Source organism: Sphingorhabdus lacus (assembly GCF_009768975.1).
GTDB lineage: Bacteria > Pseudomonadota > Alphaproteobacteria > Sphingomonadales > Sphingomonadaceae > Sphingorhabdus_B > Sphingorhabdus_B lacus.
The window spans coordinates 1-16,169 of sequence record NZ_CP035733.1; the positions used below are offsets into that span (position 1 = coordinate 1).

The window sequence follows — 16,169 nt, forward strand, 5'->3', positions numbered from 1 at the left end:
GAGGGGACGATGGTCAATGTGACCTTGTGCTTTTCGGCCAATCAGGCGCTTCTGGCCGCAAAAGCAGGCGCGAGCTTTATCTCGCCCTTTGTTGGGCGGCACGACGATAACGGCTTTGACGGGATGCAGTTGATCAGCGACATCCGTCTGATTTACGACAATTATGATTTCGGCACCGAGATTTTGGTGGCGAGCGTCCGCCATGGTATCCATGTTCTTGAGGCGGCGAAGATCGGCGCTGATGTCATGACCGCACCGCCTGCCGTCATCAAGGGACTGTTCAAGCATATCCTCACCGACAAGGGCATTGAAGGCTTCCTCGCCGATTGGGCGAAAACAGGGCAGGCGATCGGGTGAAAATCGGGTAGATCGAGTGCGCAGGACTTCGTCTAGCCGCTTTCCTAATTGTCCAGCCGGCCACTATTCTGTGGCGCTAGCCAGCAGAAGTCTGTGGGAAAATGCGATGTCGCGGACTGCGTGGCGCGCCCTACAGGAGTCGAACCTGTGGCCTCAAGATTAGAAGTCTCGCGCTCTATCCAGCTGAGCTAAGGGCGCGCGCTGGGAGCGCAATAACCACTTTGCGCGCGGCTGCAAAGCTGCTTATGTCATCGCCATGCAGGATACTCCGATTTTGACAGAGAGCGCTAATGCCGCCAGCGGGCGCCATTTTCGCTATTATGATTTTGTCATGGCCGCTTTTGTGGCTGTTTTGCTGTTGTCGAATGTGATCGGCGCCGCGAAACCGGCCGCTCTGACGCTGAATGGCGAGCAATGGGTCTTCGGTGCAGGCATTCTCTTTTTTCCGCTGGGATATGTCATCGGCGATGTCCTGACCGAGGTCTATGGCTATGCCCGCGCACGCCGTGTCATTTGGGCGGGATTTGTCGGCCTTATCTTCATGGCGTTTATGAGCTGGGTGGTCGTATCCTTGCCACCGGCAGCCGGATGGCAAGGGCAGGCGGCTTATGAGTCGGTTTTTGGCCAAGTCTGGCGCATCGTCGCTGCATCGATAACTGCTTTTTGGGCGGGCGAGTTTGTAAACAGCTATGTCATGGCGCGGATGAAAATCTGGACCGCAGGCAAGCATCTCTGGTCGCGGACGATCGGCTCTACCGTGGTCGGCCAAGGGGTGGATAGCGTGATATTCTATCCACTGGCCTTTTTGGGCGTGTGGAGCACGGAACAAGTTGTTACGGTCATGATTACCAATTGGCTTTTGAAAGTGGGCTGGGAAGTCGTTCTCACACCCGTGACCTACATCGTAGTTGGCTGGCTCAAGCGAAAAGAAGGCGTTGACCTATTTGACGAGGATACGGATTTCTCGCCATTCAAAACGAAAGTGTAATGCAAGAAATTTTACAGCACTTGGCTGAACGTTGGATCGCGTACAAGATCAGGCTGATTGAATATGTCGGTCTGACGAACGACGCGATGCATATTCATATGTCGCTACTCCTCCTGTTTGTTTCGGCAATATTGTTCCGACGAAGACCGGACAGCTTGTGGTGCTGGCTCGTCGTGTTTTTGGCCGAACTGTTCAATGAATATGCGGATCTAAGCGGTGCGGCCCCCGACGAGGCTGGTTTAGATTCCGCGATGCACGACATATACAACACCATGTTCTGGCCGACGATCATTGTCATTCTTGGGAGGTTTCTTTTCCCACGCCGGTTGAAAGTAACCCGGCCTGCTCCCGATCCTGACGCGTCAAGCGATCTGGCGGATCAACCCTTCAAAGAGTCGGCGACCGTCTGATCCCCCGTGCACATCTTCGATCATGCGTTCGGGGTGCGGCATCATTCCGAGAACATTGCCGGAGTCATTGAGGATGCCTGCAATCGCGCGTGACGATCCGTTCACCGGTTCGGCATAGCGGAATGCCACGCGTCCGTCGCCTTCGAGACGGTCGAGTGTCGCGGCGTCAGCGAAGTAATTGCCATCATGATGGGCAACCGGAATGGCGATGTTTTCCCCGCTGTCATATTGGCTGGTAAAGAGCGACTGGCTGTTTTCGACGGTAAGCCGGACTGTTCGGCATACAAAACGAATGCCCGCATTACGCATGAGAGCACCTGGAAGAAGTCCCGCCTCGGTCAAAATCTGAAATCCGTTACATACACCCAGCACCGGAACACCTCGGTGGGCCGCGGCCACAACGGCTTGCATAACCGGAGAACGGGCCGCCATTGCGCCTGACCGCAAATAGTCACCATAGGAAAATCCGCCCGGAATGGCGATCAGATCCAGATTATCCGGGAGGGTTGTTTCGCGATGCCAGACAAGGCTTGTATCCGCGCCCATAATTTGGCGTATCGCAACGGCCATGTCGCGGTCGCAGTTGGAGCCGGGGAATTGGATAACTGCGGCGCGCATCAGGCAGCCTGCTCAATCTCGAAATTTTCGATGACCATATTTGCCAGCAATTTGCTGCACATGGCCTCCAGATCGGACTGGGAAAGTCCCGGCTCATGTTCAATCTCGATCAGGCGTCCGGCGCGCACGTCGTGTACGCCTGAAAATCCAAGACTTTCTATGGCGTGGTGAATAGCCTTGCCCTGCGGATCAAGAACACCATTTTTCAAGGTTACAAAGACGCGGGTTTTCATGGGCTACACCTGTGTTACGGACCGTTCGCCTCCTATAGAACGCACGCATTTTGAAACAAGAGGGCAGTGCGCGATAACCGAATTTTAACCATGTACTGCAATCCCGCATTGACGGTATCCGGTGTAAGCGCGGTGACCACAATGGTTCGTGGCGGCACTTAGGCCAATTGGAGGAACCTATGGTAGGATTGGCAACGGCAATGTTCATCGGGCTTTTTGCCTTCGGGCATGAAATGCTCGGCTGGTCCGGCGTCGCCAATGACGAGGTTCAGCTTGGTCTGTTTATCTCGTTCATTCTCGGCATCGTCTGCGGATATAAAACCAAAGGCTGATTATTTTGCAGGTGCCAAGGGCGCCTGTCGCAAACTTCCATCTACATCGACAAGTTCGTCCGGTACTGCGCGAAATGTGAACGGCGCCGACGGTTCGAGCCATTTTTTCGCCAATTGCCAAATGTCGTCGGTCGTGATGGTCTTGAACAGCTCTTCGCTATTACGGAACCGGTCGAGCCTTTTGGGGTTTGTCTGCGCAATAGCGGCTATTCCGATCCAGGGCCCATTCTGCTTTTTCCAGTCAGTATAGCTTTCCAGCACAGGCTTTCGTGCGCGCTCAAACAGATCCTTGTTAACGGGCGCCGCACGCAGTTCCGCGATGATCGCGTCAACGGCCGCTTCAATTGCGGGCAGGTCTTTGGGGTCGCCGCTTGTCGCGATGGCAAAGGTTCCACGGCCCGGATAGACATTGGACATGAATGAACTCGCGCCACCTCCATAAGTAGCGCCAAGTTTTTCGCGCAGTTCGTCGGTCAGCCGGATCGTCACGATCCGCGCAAGAAGGTCCATGCCTTGGCTGACCTTTTGATCACTGTCATCGGTGGTCGGCCAGATACGCCGCCAGCCCATTTGATTTGCCTCGCCCTTGTGCGGCAAATTGAACGTACCCCGTGTGGCGCTCCATGCCGTTTCGCGTTGTTTGCTCGTGGTAACGGCTTCTGTATTGCGGGCCGGCAATGCACCAAATGTGCGCGCGACGCTGGCAATGGCTGCGTCCTCGTCTACATCGCCGACAAGGGCAATCTCCAGGCGGTTCTTCAGCAGACTGTCATCCAGTGCCGTCTTGAGCATGGCGAAATTGACGGACTGCATCGTTTCCAAGGGGGCAATGCTGAACCGCGGGTCATTGTCGGTCATAATCTTGGGCGTTGACGTGCCCATCACCGAACCCGGCGTGGCATCCAGCCGGGCGTAGAGTTCCGGAAGTGGCCTGCGGAAAAGGCGCAGGGCATTGTCCGCATAGGCCGGGTATTTTGTATACGCCGCCATCACTTGAAGCTGCCGTTCCAGATCCGCAGGCGCGATGGCACCGCTGCTGCCGAAATAGTCATCCGAAACGCTAAATCCTGTCGATACAGTCGTCCCCGCAAGCAAGGATCGAAGATCTTCTATGTCATGCGCCTCCAGCCCGCCCGAGATATAGGCACCGGACATCAGCGCGGCGAGGGGCGCATTTTCCTTACCGAAATGCAGCTCGCCGCCGTCGATCCGGAGGGAATAGCGTATCCGGTTATCTTCAAAGTCGGTCTTTTTGATATTGAGAAGTACGCCATTGGAAAAACGTAAGGTGCGGATACCTAGGTCCGCGATGCGCGTGTCCGAGACGACCGTCGCTGGTGCGCCGAAATCGGTATACGCAAAATCCTGCTCTTTACGGTCAGTGGGGGGCGCTATTTCGGTTTGGCGGCTTTTTGCAAATTGGTCGAGCAGATCATCTTTGGTGAAGCCTTCTCCCGACTTTGTTGTCAGGAACAGCAACGGTTTGTCCAGCCGACCGAACCAGCCGGCAAATTCGGTGTCGATGGCCGATTTGGTCATAAACGGCCGAAGCTGCCGCCAGAGCAACTGGCGATAGGCCGCAGAGTTCAACACGTCTTCGTCAATGGCGGTGAGCTCATTGGCAATCGCGACACTGGGCTTTGTGGCCTCACTTTTACGGGCATTGTCATAGCTGGCGTCAAAGCGCTTCAACTGCTCCGATATCTCGGCTTCGCTAAAGCCATAGCGCGTCGCCTGCCGGACGATCTGTTCCGCAAAAGGTAAGAGCTCGCGCCAGCTTCCGTCCTTGCCCGATGCGCTGAACCCGACCCGGGCATAGCTATCGCAGAACCCGATCCCGAAACTTGTCCCGCCGCTCAGGAAGGGAATATCATTTTCGCGGGAACGCCTGCTCATCCGTTGTACGATGATGGACGACGCAATTTGCATCTTCAGTTCGACCAATGCCCGCTCGATCGTATCGGGACGCATTCGATCCGGGAAAAATTGCTGGACGCTTATGCCTTCGCTAATTTTGGGATGCACAAACATGTCGGCCGCTGCATTTCGGTTTGTATCCACAGTGCAGGTATCGAAATCCCGCAAACCGGGCCCTGGGTTCGACCAGTCGGCAAATTTGCGGACAATCTCTTGTTCGACCGTGGACACATCGACAGGGCCGACAACGATGATTTTGATGCGGTCGGGACGATACCATTTTCTGTAGAGTGCGCGCATCCGTTCTGCCGGGGCAGATTCAAGAATATTCTGCTGCCCTATGGGATAACGCGTTGCGAAATAGGTGTTCGGGTAAAAGAGATTGTTCGCCGCCCGCGCACTCTGGAAGCCGAAATTTTCACGTTCGCGCTTTTCCGCAATGACGACCCCACGTTCTGCGTCGACCGCGCTTTCGTTAAAGAGAATCTCGCTTGCTGTTTCCCGCATCAGAAACAGGGATCGTTCGAGCAAAGCGGGATCGGCGCGGGGCAGGTCGAGCTTATATTGGGTTTGCGTATAGCCGGTGGACGCATTGGTGTCGGCGCCAAAGGACAACCCCAACCGTTCGAGCATTTTGACCATCTCCCCTTCGGGGACGTTGGTCGTACCGTTGAACGCCATATGCTCTATGAAATGGGCCAGACCCTGTTCGTCCTCGGTTTCGGCGGCAGAGCCGAAATCGACGGTCATACGCACGATGACCTGGTTCTGAGGGCGCTGGTTTGGCCGGATCGCGTACCGGACGCCGTTGGGCAGTCGGCCGTAGATTATGCTCGAATCCGGTTCCAGATCAGAGGTTTCGGCATTCCATGGGGCCGTCCGCTCTGTGCCGGGGACGGCTTTATCCGGCGCAGCGTTGGCGGCAGTTGCGAAGAATAGGAAAGCCGTCGCAAAGACAGGCCAAAACCGACGTACCGCCACCCGGATTTATTTCCCCTTGCGCAGACGATGGCTGACCATGTCGAGGACAGCCCCTTCGCTTTCGTCGGGCATCAGGCCCAGGCGACGCGCAACCTCCTGATAGGCTTCGGCTTCACCGCCAAGGTCGCGGCGGAAACGGTCCTTATCAAGCTTTTCGCCGGTTTCGATATCCCAGAGACGGCAGCCGTCCGGGCTGATTTCGTCCGCCAGAATGATGCGCGAAAAATCGCCATCGAAAAGCCGTCCGAATTCCAGTTTGAAGTCGATCAGGCGAATGCCGATGGCAGCAAACATACCGCACATGAAATCGTTGATGCGGATCGCCATCGAGCTGATGTCCTGCATCTCTTCCTGGCTGGCCCAGCCGAAGCATGCGATATGCTCTTCGGCAACCAGCGGGTCGCCGAGACTGTCATCTTTGTAGCAATATTCGAGAAGTGTATGGGGAAGCGGCGTGCCTTCTTCGATTCCAAGGCGCTTCGACAATGTACCGGCAGCAACATTGCGCACGATAACTTCGATAGGGACGATTTCGACCTGACGGATCAGCTGCTCGCGCATGTTCAGGCGGCGGATGAAATGCGTCGGAATGCCGATATGCGACAGCCGCGTAAACACATGCTCCGACACGCGGTTGTTGATCACGCCCTTACCGGAAATGGTGCCCTTTTTCTGGGCATTGAAAGCGGTCGCGTCGTCCTTGAAATATTGGATCAGCGTGCCGGGTTCGGGACCTTCATAAAGGATCTTGGCCTTGCCTTCGTAGATTTTGCGGCGGCGGGTCATATGTGGTCCCTGACTTAACGTGAAATGATATGCCCCGGCAGCGCAGGTCCTGCGTGGACTCGACACAGCCGGGGCTAGTAAAGTGGCTATAAGCCATTGCAAGCACGGGTGCAATTCGAGATAGAATAATCAGTGCCCTTTGCGCACATTTACTCCGATCCGGAAAAGGACCGCATTTTGTCCATCGATCTCGATTTGCTGATGCGGGCCTATGCAAGCGGCATCTTCCCCATGTCCGATGCGCGCGATGACCCCGATACATTTTGGATCGAGCCTGAAATGCGGGCGATTTTGCCGCTGGATGGGTTTAAATTGTCCAAGTCGCTGGCCAAAACCATAAGACAGGACCGGTTCCGTGTGACGGCGGATACCGTGTTTCCGCGCGTGATCGCGACATGCGCCGCCAAAAATGAGGGGCGGCAAGACACGTGGATCAATCCCGATATTGAGGATGCCTTTTGCGAACTGCACCGGCGCGGATACGCGCATAGCGTTGAATGCTGGGAGGATGAAAAGCTGGTTGGCGGGCTTTACGGCATGGCTTTGGGCCGGGCATTTTTCGGCGAAAGCATGTTTTCAAGAGCGACCGATGCGTCGAAAGTGGCGTTGGCCTGGCTCGTTGCGCGTCTGCGAGTCGGAGGATTTACCTTGCTGGACTGCCAGTTCATGACCTCCCATTTGCAGAGTTTGGGGGCCGTAGAAATGCCACAAGAGGACTATCTCGTCCTTCTGCAGCAATCCTTAGGACGGGATTTTCAAGCTTCGGTAGTGCTGTCCGCGGCGCCTGCGTCATCCGGTGTTTCAGCAGGAGCGGGCGTCTGGGGCGCATTGGACGGCTTTTTGGCCGCAGGGGCAGGTGCTGTATCAGAGGATTTTTCATCTACCGCTTCGTCTTCGCCCGGGAAGCTCATCTTGCAGGCTTTGACCCAAACATCGTAAATTGCATGTTCGACGACATTCGCGGCCGGATTTTCCTTGAAAAGCCAGCCGGAGAATACCTGACGCCAGCGTTCGGATTGCGTTGTGCCCGGTGGCCGTTCGTTCACGATCAGTTGCACGAAAGCGCCTTCGTCCGGACGCGTTTCCCATGGTGCCGTTTTTTCGCAAGCACGGACACGCACAACGACTTTGCCGAAGCGTATTGCCTCACCCGGCTTTAATTCAATGTCACGGGTTTGACCGTTGCGTTTGTTGAGCAAACCCAAAACAGCAACGCGTTCGGCCATCGGTGTTCCTAATGACTCAGCGCCTGTTGCGACGATCTTGTCACGGGTTGCCTGTGGTTTGCCCGACTTTGTCGGGGCAAGAGCAGCGTCGTCCTCGCCAGAGGATCCGCATGCGGCGAGCACGGCCAAAAATGGCACCAGCATCAGGCCGCGATATAATGTCATGATGCGTCGGGACTCCACGCCTCATAATCGCCGGTTGCGCGGGCGCGCCGTCCGCCGCGTTCAATGGCACCGGACGGGCGATAGGCATTATCCGTGCCCGTTAAGTTTGGAATTGCTGGCGCTTCAAATCCGCGCACAGGTGGCAAATAGCTTTCTGGGTTGCCATCATGGGTTCCGTGAAGCCAGCCATGCCAGTCCGGCGAAACGCGGCTTGCGTCATTTGCTCCATTATAGATGACCCAGCGTCGCTTGCCGTCCGCCGATTCGTAATAGCTGTTGCCGGCGTCGTCCTGGCCGACCGACTTGCCTTTGCGCCAGCTATACAGGGACGTGCCGATGGTGGCACCGTCCCACCAAGTGAAGATTTTTCCAAGGATACCCATGGTTGGAGCGATTAGGGCGAACCGGTGCCGTGTGCAATCCCTATTTGGATTGCCAGACGACCTTGTCGCCCGCGGATATGCCCAGTTCGGACGTCAAGCCGCCACGCAATTCCAGTACGGAAACGACGGGTTCGCCGGCTTCAACAGGTGCAGTCGAATAGGGTATCGCATTTTCGGCAATACTCTCGATCGTTCCGTTCGCCCGAATGAAGATGATGTCGAGCGGGATCACGGTATTTTTCATCCAGAAACTGGCCACTTTGGGTTCCGGAAATGGAAAAATCATCCCCGCATTGTCCGCCAATTCTGTGCGGAACATCATACCTTTGGCCTGTTCCATGGATGTGCGCGCAATTTCCACGGTGAACTGCCGGGTCTTTGTTCCACTTGTGATACACAGGCTGGTTTGTGCAAGTCCAGCGGGCGATGCCGCCAATGGCGTGGATGATCCGCAGCCACCTGTTGAGCTCTTGCTGTTTGCCGGCATGGTGCATGCCGACAAGGCTATTGCGAGACTGATAATCCCGGACCGGATGAGTTTGGTTTTATTCATTTGCTGGATCCTGTATCGACTTTTGCACAGTTAATCGACGCAGATCCTGCCTGTTTCAAAAAGCACGTACCCTTTCCGCCGATGGTGATATTTCCGGATCCACGATTGTAGATGTCGGTCCCCTCTTCAACTGTCGCGGTTGAAATGGCATTGCCCACATGTTCCAGCCGCAATTTGCGGGTGCGGACTTTTTCGCTCTCATAGACACCGGCGCCTTCGATTGTAACCTTGGCGTCGCGAACGCTACCTCCACCAAGGTCAATTTTCCCGTTGCCGTTGATCGCGGCGTTATATTGATCAGTAGTAAGCTTGCCGACGGCGATTGCACCATTTCCTGCGAGCAGCATACGTACGAGATTTGGTTGCTTCACTTCAGATATTGATAGCTTGCCATTACCGCTCAGCGTGACGTCCTTAATATCTTGAGTGGTCAGCGTAATGCGCAGAGGTGCCGTGATAGGAACGCCAAGGTTGTTATTGATGATATTTTGCAAGCGCACCCGCAAGGTCGTTCCGACACGCTCTAATTTCAAAGAATCCAGCACGCGCTTGTCACCGCTGGCGATCGCCGAGGGCGCCTTTCCCGTTGTAATGGATACACTCATATCACCTATCACAACGATATTTTCAAAGCTCGCCACCAATAGTTTGCGCTCGATCGCCTTATCGGACTGTGCCGGCGCAGCGCTGCTAAAAAGCAGCAGGGTTGCTAGGATACTACGCGTGCCTCGCCCCATTCTACCCAGCCCAGCCATCTTGGTGTCCTTTTCATATAATGGCCATGCAACCCCTCTGTTGCAAAACCCGCAGCGGATATGGCCTGTGTTACCGGTCTGGTCAAATGGCAACCACCGGCAATATGTTTCCAGGCAGGTTCAATCCGCGTCTGCCATTTGGCGGGGGCGGCATCAGGAGCCTGGCCATGTTCGACGAAAAGCAATTTGCCACCCGGTCTCAATACGCGCTTTGCCTCTGAAAGTGCCGCGGCGGGGTCTTGCACGGAGCACAGGGTGAATGTTGTGACAACGGTATCAAAACTGCCGCTGGCGAAGGGCAGGGCTTCCGCCACGCCAATTGCGAAATTTGCCTTACGGCCGGCGTGCGCCAGTTCCGCCTGCGCACGCTCCAGAAGTTCGGCTGACGGATCAATGCCCGAAAGGCTGCGCACTTTGTACCAATCGTAAAAGGACAAGTTCGCGGCACCGCCGCACCCCAGTTCCAGTACATCGCCCGATGCACGTGGAACAATCTTGGCCCGATCCTTCATGATCGCAGGCTGGCGGCATGCGCATCCGATTAGGCGCGGAACAACATGTTTGTCCCAGAAACCGTTCATGGTTGGCGACTCACGAACAATTGACGTTTCCAGACCCCATTTTCGAGGTGGTGCATTTCGCGCCGCCGGTGACATCGACATCACCGCTTCCTGCAATTGAGACATCTACCGTGCCGGTAGCGTTCAGTTTCAGGTCTCCGGACCCTGCAATGTTCACCTCGGCATCGGTCGACACAAGCTTCGCCGCATCGACGGTGCCGGCGCCAGCGATGGAATATTTCGCTTTATCGACTTTACCTGCCAAAAATGCTTCGCCCGATCCTGCGATATTGGTTTCCAGTTTGCGCCCGGTCAGCGAACCAACTTTGATCGACCCGGAACCTGCAATCTCCAGATCCAGTTCCTCAGCATCCATTGTGTCCGCTGCGAAATTTCCGGATCCCGCCAAGGAGGCCTGGCTCAGAAAAGGTGCAGTTATCGTTATCGTTGCAGGTTTGGCACCCTCACCAAACCATTTGCCCTTTGTTCTCCCGATGCGAATGGCTCCATCGTCCAATTTGTAGCGCAGCGCGGCTAGCGCCTCGTCGGTTCCTTCGGCCTTGATGCTAAAGCTATCGCCAACGACAAAAATGATATTGTCCGGACCAACGCCCTCTAATTTGGTAAAGGAGCCGGTAGCCGACGCCGATGTTCCAATTTTTGTTCCATTGGCCAAGCCATTGTCCGAGCCGGAAATATCCTCTGCCGCGTCCATGACGGAATAACCGCAAGCGGACAAAGGCATGGCGGCGAGGGCAATAAGCAAAAGCGATTTTTTCATGATCTACTCCATGTGTATTGCTTGAATAATACACGTCAGGCCATGCCACGCAACAAAAAAAAGGGCGCCGTTTCCGACGCCCTTCAGATTTCCGGTAAGGAAACTGTTATTCCGCTTTTTCGTAATATTGCGGCGCTGCTTCGTTCAGTACAGCGAGTATCTTTTGCAGCGCGGCTTTCTCATCCGTCTTTTCCATCGCAGCCAATTCACGTGCGAGGCGGCTGGACGCGGCTTCAAAAATCTGACGCTCCGAATAGCTCTGCTCTGGCTGGTCATCGGGGCGGAAAAGGTCGCGGGTAACCTCGGCGATAGATACGAGATCGCCCGAGTTGATTTTCGCTTCATATTCTTGCGCGCGACGCGACCACATGGTGCGTTTCACCTTGGGCTTGCCGGTCAGGGTGTGCATCGCTTCCTTCAAGGTCTTGTCGGATGACAGCTTCCGCATGCCGACGCCTTCTGCCTTGTTAAAGGGCACGCGAAGGGTCATTTTTTCTTTTTCGAAACGCAAAACATAAAGTTGGAGTTGCATCCCTGCGATTTCGGAATCCTGCAGTTCGATCACACGGCCTACGCCGTGCTTCGGATAAACTACATAATCACCTACATCAAATATCGCCGCGGTGGACGTCATGTACGGACCCTTTCTGATTATTTGGGATGAATTCGCTTTTCCGGTAACGATAGTTACCCATAAGACTGTTCGGTTCGTCCCTTGCACGTTTCCGATTGCCTGGCACTATCGTCAGCGCAATCGATGACCATATTTGGCCTGTCGACACAGAGTGTAACAGATTCGCAATAAAATTTCAATGCCTGCTTTACCGGATGTCAATAACGCGACTCAGATGGCGCTTAATTTACGCACCCGGTTGTCATCGTCTTCATGGTCCTGGAAGCTTATCGGTTTGATATCGGCTGAATTCATCCAGCACAGGTCCATATGTCCCAGAACGCGATCATCGTGGCTGCGGATGCTGACGGGTAAGATCGGCTGGCGATCCTGTTCGTCGACAAGAACCGGGTTGGAAGGGATGCCAGTGCCCCATTTTTCGCCCCACTGCCGCAACGCGATCATGGTCGGCAGAAGATCCAGGCCCTTTTCCGTCAAGCGGTACTCCACCTTGCGCCGGTCGTCGGGGCAGGGCGTGCGATGCAATATACCGCTTTCGGTCAATCGGGTCAGGCGATTGGCCAGAATATTACGCGCAATGGCGATTTCGGTGAGGAATTCCTCAAAATGACGCACGCCGTTGAACGCGGCGCGCAAAATCATAAACGACCATCGTTCGCCCATAGCCTCCAATGCGGTGGGTAATCCGCATTCGAAAATATCATTCAGCGACTCTCTCAATTCACCCATAATCCATCCTCTTGGCGACAGCCTGTGCCGCTCTGGAAAAAAATGCAACACCTAATCAGTTTTAAGTTGCAACTAGAAACCTAATCTAATAGGTAGTGATTCGCAACTGGTTTTCCAGAAGCGCAGAACGCCGACGAGGCAACAAAAGTTCCGGTTGTCGTTCTGCAGACCATGCAAAGCTAAAAAGGATACGACAATGACCCTCTCCCATGTTTCTGCGCGTTTTGGCGCACTGGCCGCTGCATCTGTAATCAGCGCTACTCTTTTGTTCGTTGCTCCTCAGGCACATGCCGCATCGAGCGGTCCTTACTACAAGGTTGAACTGGCCCAGCCCGCTGCATCCAAGCAGGAATTGCTGCGCAGCGTTTTCGTGAAGTGCGAAGGCACCGCCTGCCGCGCTCCGATGGCCTCGACCGCACCCAAGAATATGTGCATCAGCATCGCGCGCGAATTTGGCGAAGTATCGGCCTTCTCGGCAGGTGACCGCGTATTCACCGCTGAAGAACTTGCCGCCTGCAATGGCAGCAAGAAGGAAGTAATTGCCAAGAATTGATTTTTGAACAGATTTTTCGGTACCTCTCTCCTCCTTACCCCCGAACCGGTTTGCGAACCGGTACACAGAGTGCCGAAATACCTATGCACCGGAGTGCCTTGATGGAGAAATTTCACCATCGACGCGCCACCGGTGCATTTTTTTGTTGCATGCGCGAAGCAATGACCCAACGTGTCATTATATGATGCGGCAATATGAACTTGTGGAACGGGTGCGTGCTTACGACCCGGAGGTTGATGAAGATCGGCTAAACAGAGCCTATGTATTTACAGTCCAAATGCATGGCGCGCAAAAGCGGGCCAGTGGAGACCCCTATTTTAGCCACCCGGTAGAGGTTGCGGGTCTGATGACCGACCTGAAAATGGATCAGGACACAATCATCACCGCACTGCTGCACGATACGGTTGAAGATACGCTCACGACGATTGAGGATATCGAAAACAAATTCGGACCGGAAGTCGCACGTCTTGTTGACGGCGTGACCAAACTTTCGAAGATCGAGGCCCAGACCGAAGATGAACGGGCTGCCGAGAACCTCCGCAAATTTTTGCTGGCCATTTCGGACGACATCCGGGTCCTACTCGTCAAGCTTGCGGATCGCTTGCACAATATGCGTACGCTGCATTTTATCAAAAGTCCGGAAAAGCGCCGTCGCATCGCCAAAGAAACCATGGATATCTACGCGCCGTTGGCGGAGCGGATCGGCATGTACGAATATATGCGCGAGATGCAGTTGCTTGCGTTCCAGCAACTGGAGCCGGAGGCCTATGAGACGATCACGGGGCGGCTGAAACAAATCCGTGAAAAGGCCGATGTCGAGATTGACCAGATCAACCAGACAATTGCCTGGGAAATGGAACAGGCGGGATTGAAGATCAAGATATCGGGGCGCGAAAAGCATCCTTATTCCATTTGGAAAAAGATGCAGGAGCGCCATGTCGCATTCGAACAGCTCACCGATATCAATGCGTTCCGGGTGATTACGGAAACGGAGGAGGATTGCTACAGGGCCTTGGGGGTCTTGCACCGCCGCTGGCAGATGGTCCCCGGCCGGTTCAAGGACTTTGTCTCAACGCCCAAACGCAACGGTTATAAATCGATCCACACCACCATCATGTTTGCCAAAAATATGCGGGTGGAGGTCCAGATCCGCAGCAAGGAAATGCATCGCGCGTCCGAATATGGGTTCGCGGCACATTGGGCCTATAAACAAGCCGATAAACCGGATGGACAGGCCGGTTGGCTTCGCGACCTGATCGAAATTCTCGAGACCAGCCAGGATGCCGAAGACATCCTCGAAAACACCCGCATGGCGATGTATCAGGATCGCATCTTTGCCTTCACACCAAAGGGTGCTCTTCACCAGCTTCCAAAGGGATCGACAGTGGTCGATTTTGCCTATGCGGTGCATACTGATCTAGGCGACAAGACCGTAGGCGCGAAGCTGAATGGTCGTCATGTGCCTCTGCGCACACAACTGAACAACGGCGACATGGTCGAGATTTTGAAGTCAAAGGCGCAGGAGCCACAGCCGACTTGGCTGAATTTCGTGACCACAGGAAAAGCCCGTGCGGCGATCCGTCGCCATGTCCGGCACCGGGAACGCGACGAACTGGTCGCAATCGGCCGAAAATTATATGAAGAAATCGCGCAACGCCTTCCGGCAAAGATCGGAAAGAAAGCGCTGACGGCGGCGGTCGATCGCTTGAAGCTCGAAAATGAAGAAGAACTGATGCATCGCATTGGTGCCGGCAAAATCAACGATCGCGCGCTTTTGGAAGCGCTTGTCCCGGGTTTTGACGCAGGCGATGTCTCCGGTGATTTTCCCAACCAAGAACGGGCGATTTCCATCCGGGGTCTAACCCCGGGCGTCGGCTACCATCTTGGCGATTGCTGCCACCCCATTCCGGGTGATCGTATCGTGGGTCTGCGTTTGCCGGGGCAACCTGTGGAGGTTCACACCATTGAGTGTGACCGGCTTGCGAGCGGCGTGGATGCGGACTGGGTTGACCTCAGCTGGGGGCAGGGCAGCGACGGCGCCTCTGCCCGATTGCGCGTGGTTATTCACAACCGGCCGGGTACTTTGGGTGAAATAGCCGGGATTTTTGGATATCATAAGGCGAATATCATTAACTTGCGAATGACCGCCCGTGACCTTGAGTTCCATACATTTGAAGTCGATCTGGAGGTTCACGATCTGCAGCATTTGATGCGGATTATTTCCGCATTGAGAGCGAGCGAGGCGGTCGCTACGGCAGATCGCGTTTATGATTGAGGAAGCATAGGCCCTTGTGAAATGGGGCGGCCATGAAGACCGCCCCACCACAATCCTTGCGGTTAGACATTCTACGAGTAACGATATTCCTGAGATTTTTGCAGGACGCGTAGAAAATATTCTTTCATCATGCGGAATGTGTCGTCCGACATTTTGACAAAAATTCTTCGTCCATCCCAGTCATCACGTTCGCGATAAATATAGCCGATTTTTTCGAGCGTATCGATATAGCGAAGTCCCGTCGTATGGGGCATGTTCCCGGCAGTTGCGACCGCACTGACTGATATGTTTTTATCATTCAGTCTGGCGGAAAATACGTCCATAAGAATATCCCAGCAAGGATCCGAAAACAGATCCTGACTGATCATTTTGCTTCGTAGGTTACGGTTCTCCATATATCTCGACACGAAAACCGTAAGGAGTTTGTTATCATCATTATCTAATATGTCTGCTCTGAGTTGATTTTCGACTTTTTCGGAAATTTCAGCAATATTAGATTTCAGAGCCGACAGCTCATCTATTATCTGATTAATCCCCATTTCGCCCCCTATTTGGCGGTGGCATGGATCCTTTGAATTCTTACAGCGCCGCCTGACCGCAAAGATGCGATTAGAATGACCAGAAGGATGGGATAAGCGATGTACATGGAAAGAAGACCATAAGGTTTTTCCAAAATATCATCGAACATCATCCGTTGAATATGGATGAGTAAACCCACCAATTGCCATCCCGTTGCCCAATAGGGCCAAAAACGGCTGCTGAATAATGCAAGGGACCAAAACCCTGCCAAGACCATAAGATCGATGAAAAATATTGGAACCGCGAACGTCATCCAGATGCCGCCCCAAGGCACTGCACTGGTCAACAGGGAACCGGATAATGCAATCCAGGCACCTGCCTTTTCACATGATTTGCCGCGCCAATGTGCCGCAA

At 54.4% G+C, this 16,169-nt stretch carries 20 protein-coding genes, 1 tRNA gene and 1 pseudogene; 7 read left to right on the forward strand and 15 right to left on the reverse strand.

Translation table 11 applies throughout. The features are described 5' to 3' along the window. The coding region (locus EUU25_RS00005) for a transaldolase family protein (protein ID WP_281346998.1) at positions 1-357 on the forward strand (357 nt) is incomplete at its 5' end. A gap of 121 nt (positions 358-478) precedes the next feature. Here the strand turns inward: EUU25_RS00005 and EUU25_RS00010 are convergent. After that, positions 479-555: transfer RNA gene (locus tag EUU25_RS00010), tRNA-Arg, on the reverse strand. A 58-nt stretch (positions 556-613) separates the two neighbouring features. On the opposite strand from EUU25_RS00010, the gene EUU25_RS00015 reads away from it, so the two are divergent. Both EUU25_RS00015 and EUU25_RS00020 read left to right on the forward strand, forming a co-directional pair. Then, a complete protein-coding gene (locus EUU25_RS00015) occupies positions 614-1,345 on the forward strand; it encodes a queuosine precursor transporter (RefSeq protein WP_158897448.1) in 732 nt (243 codons plus the stop codon). Then, the gene (locus tag EUU25_RS00020; RefSeq protein WP_158897449.1) at positions 1,345-1,755 is read left to right on the forward strand and encodes a hypothetical protein; all 411 of its coding nucleotides are present in this window, start codon (positions 1,345-1,347) and stop codon (positions 1,753-1,755) included. The genes EUU25_RS00015 and EUU25_RS00020 overlap by 1 nt, the downstream gene beginning before the upstream one ends. Here the strand turns inward: EUU25_RS00020 and purQ are convergent. Together purQ and purS are read right to left on the reverse strand one after the other, a co-directional pair. Beyond that, positions 1,708-2,373, reverse strand: coding sequence for a phosphoribosylformylglycinamidine synthase subunit PurQ (gene purQ / locus EUU25_RS00025; RefSeq protein WP_158897450.1), 666 nt, complete (start codon positions 2,371-2,373; stop codon positions 1,708-1,710). The genes EUU25_RS00020 and purQ overlap by 48 nt on opposite strands. Then, positions 2,373-2,606 carry a phosphoribosylformylglycinamidine synthase subunit PurS gene (purS, locus tag EUU25_RS00030; protein WP_158897451.1) on the reverse strand — a complete coding sequence of 78 codons (234 nt, stop codon included), beginning with the start codon at positions 2,604-2,606 and terminating at the stop codon, positions 2,373-2,375. The genes purQ and purS overlap by 1 nt, the downstream gene beginning before the upstream one ends. Before the next feature lie 179 nt (positions 2,607-2,785). Here purS and EUU25_RS16485 point away from each other — a divergent pair, with 179 nt between their 5' ends. Next, the gene (locus tag EUU25_RS16485; protein WP_170226820.1) at positions 2,786-2,938 is read left to right on the forward strand and encodes a hypothetical protein; all 153 of its coding nucleotides are present in this window, start codon (positions 2,786-2,788) and stop codon (positions 2,936-2,938) included. Here EUU25_RS16485 and EUU25_RS00035 read toward each other — a convergent pair whose 3' ends face one another. Then, the gene (locus tag EUU25_RS00035; protein ID WP_158897452.1) at positions 2,939-5,836 is read right to left on the reverse strand and encodes a M16 family metallopeptidase; all 2,898 of its coding nucleotides are present in this window, start codon (positions 5,834-5,836) and stop codon (positions 2,939-2,941) included. It lies immediately after the preceding gene. 6 nt (positions 5,837-5,842) lie between these two features. Beyond that, a complete protein-coding gene (purC, locus tag EUU25_RS00040) occupies positions 5,843-6,622 on the reverse strand; it encodes a phosphoribosylaminoimidazolesuccinocarboxamide synthase (protein ID WP_143776235.1) in 780 nt (259 codons plus the stop codon). Between the two features lie 174 nt (positions 6,623-6,796). Between purC and aat the strand changes: the two genes are divergently transcribed. Beyond that, the gene (gene aat, locus EUU25_RS00045; RefSeq protein ID WP_158902938.1) at positions 6,797-7,561 is read left to right on the forward strand and encodes a leucyl/phenylalanyl-tRNA--protein transferase; all 765 of its coding nucleotides are present in this window, start codon (positions 6,797-6,799) and stop codon (positions 7,559-7,561) included. Positions 7,562-7,596: 35 nt separating this feature from the next. Here the strand turns inward: aat and EUU25_RS16660 are convergent. The 8 genes and pseudogenes from EUU25_RS16660 to EUU25_RS00085 all read right to left on the reverse strand — a co-directional run. Further along, positions 7,597-8,013: pseudogene (locus tag EUU25_RS16660) on the reverse strand (DUF2155 domain-containing protein); the annotation flags it as partial. After that, positions 8,010-8,396: an NADH:ubiquinone oxidoreductase subunit NDUFA12 gene (locus tag EUU25_RS00055; RefSeq protein ID WP_158897453.1), complete on the reverse strand. Its 387-nt coding sequence runs from the start codon at positions 8,394-8,396 to the stop codon at positions 8,010-8,012. The gene EUU25_RS00055 and the pseudogene EUU25_RS16660, both read right to left, overlap by 4 nt. A 40-nt stretch (positions 8,397-8,436) precedes the next feature. Beyond that, entirely contained in the window at positions 8,437-8,949 is a 513-nt protein-coding gene (locus tag EUU25_RS00060; protein WP_246162811.1) for a DUF192 domain-containing protein, read from the reverse strand. Further along, positions 8,946-9,704, reverse strand: coding sequence for a GIN domain-containing protein (locus EUU25_RS00065; protein WP_158897454.1), 759 nt, complete (start codon positions 9,702-9,704; stop codon positions 8,946-8,948). Before EUU25_RS00065 ends, EUU25_RS00060 begins: the two co-directional genes overlap by 4 nt. After that, complete coding sequence (locus EUU25_RS00070) at positions 9,659-10,285, reverse strand: class I SAM-dependent methyltransferase (RefSeq protein WP_158897455.1); 627 nt, start codon at positions 10,283-10,285, stop codon at positions 9,659-9,661. Before EUU25_RS00070 ends, EUU25_RS00065 begins: the two co-directional genes overlap by 46 nt. Before the next feature lie 10 nt (positions 10,286-10,295). Next, positions 10,296-11,045 carry a head GIN domain-containing protein gene (locus EUU25_RS00075; protein ID WP_158897456.1) on the reverse strand — a complete coding sequence of 250 codons (750 nt, stop codon included), beginning with the start codon at positions 11,043-11,045 and terminating at the stop codon, positions 10,296-10,298. Positions 11,046-11,151: 106 nt separating this feature from the next. Next, positions 11,152-11,679, reverse strand: a complete 528-nt coding sequence (locus tag EUU25_RS00080) for a CarD family transcriptional regulator (protein WP_143776229.1) — start codon at positions 11,677-11,679, stop codon at positions 11,152-11,154. A gap of 210 nt (positions 11,680-11,889) precedes the next feature. Continuing rightward, positions 11,890-12,408, reverse strand: coding sequence for a winged helix-turn-helix transcriptional regulator (locus EUU25_RS00085; RefSeq protein ID WP_158897457.1), 519 nt, complete (start codon positions 12,406-12,408; stop codon positions 11,890-11,892). A gap of 196 nt (positions 12,409-12,604) precedes the next feature. On the opposite strand from EUU25_RS00085, the gene EUU25_RS00090 reads away from it, so the two are divergent. Beyond that, a complete protein-coding gene (locus EUU25_RS00090; protein WP_158897458.1) occupies positions 12,605-12,961 on the forward strand; it encodes a CC_3452 family protein in 357 nt (118 codons plus the stop codon). A 181-nt stretch (positions 12,962-13,142) separates the two neighbouring features. Then, a complete protein-coding gene (locus tag EUU25_RS00095; protein ID WP_158897459.1) occupies positions 13,143-15,236 on the forward strand; it encodes a RelA/SpoT family protein in 2,094 nt (697 codons plus the stop codon). A gap of 71 nt (positions 15,237-15,307) precedes the next feature. On the opposite strand, the gene EUU25_RS00100 is transcribed toward EUU25_RS00095, so the two are convergent. Both EUU25_RS00100 and EUU25_RS00105 read right to left on the reverse strand, forming a co-directional pair. Continuing rightward, a complete protein-coding gene (locus tag EUU25_RS00100; RefSeq protein ID WP_158897460.1) occupies positions 15,308-15,775 on the reverse strand; it encodes a helix-turn-helix domain-containing protein in 468 nt (155 codons plus the stop codon). A gap of 8 nt (positions 15,776-15,783) precedes the next feature. Further along, positions 15,784-16,068 (reverse strand): hypothetical protein, encoded by a 285-nt coding sequence (locus EUU25_RS00105; protein WP_246162813.1) that lies wholly within the window; start codon positions 16,066-16,068, stop codon positions 15,784-15,786. Positions 16,069-16,169 lie beyond the last annotated feature (101 nt).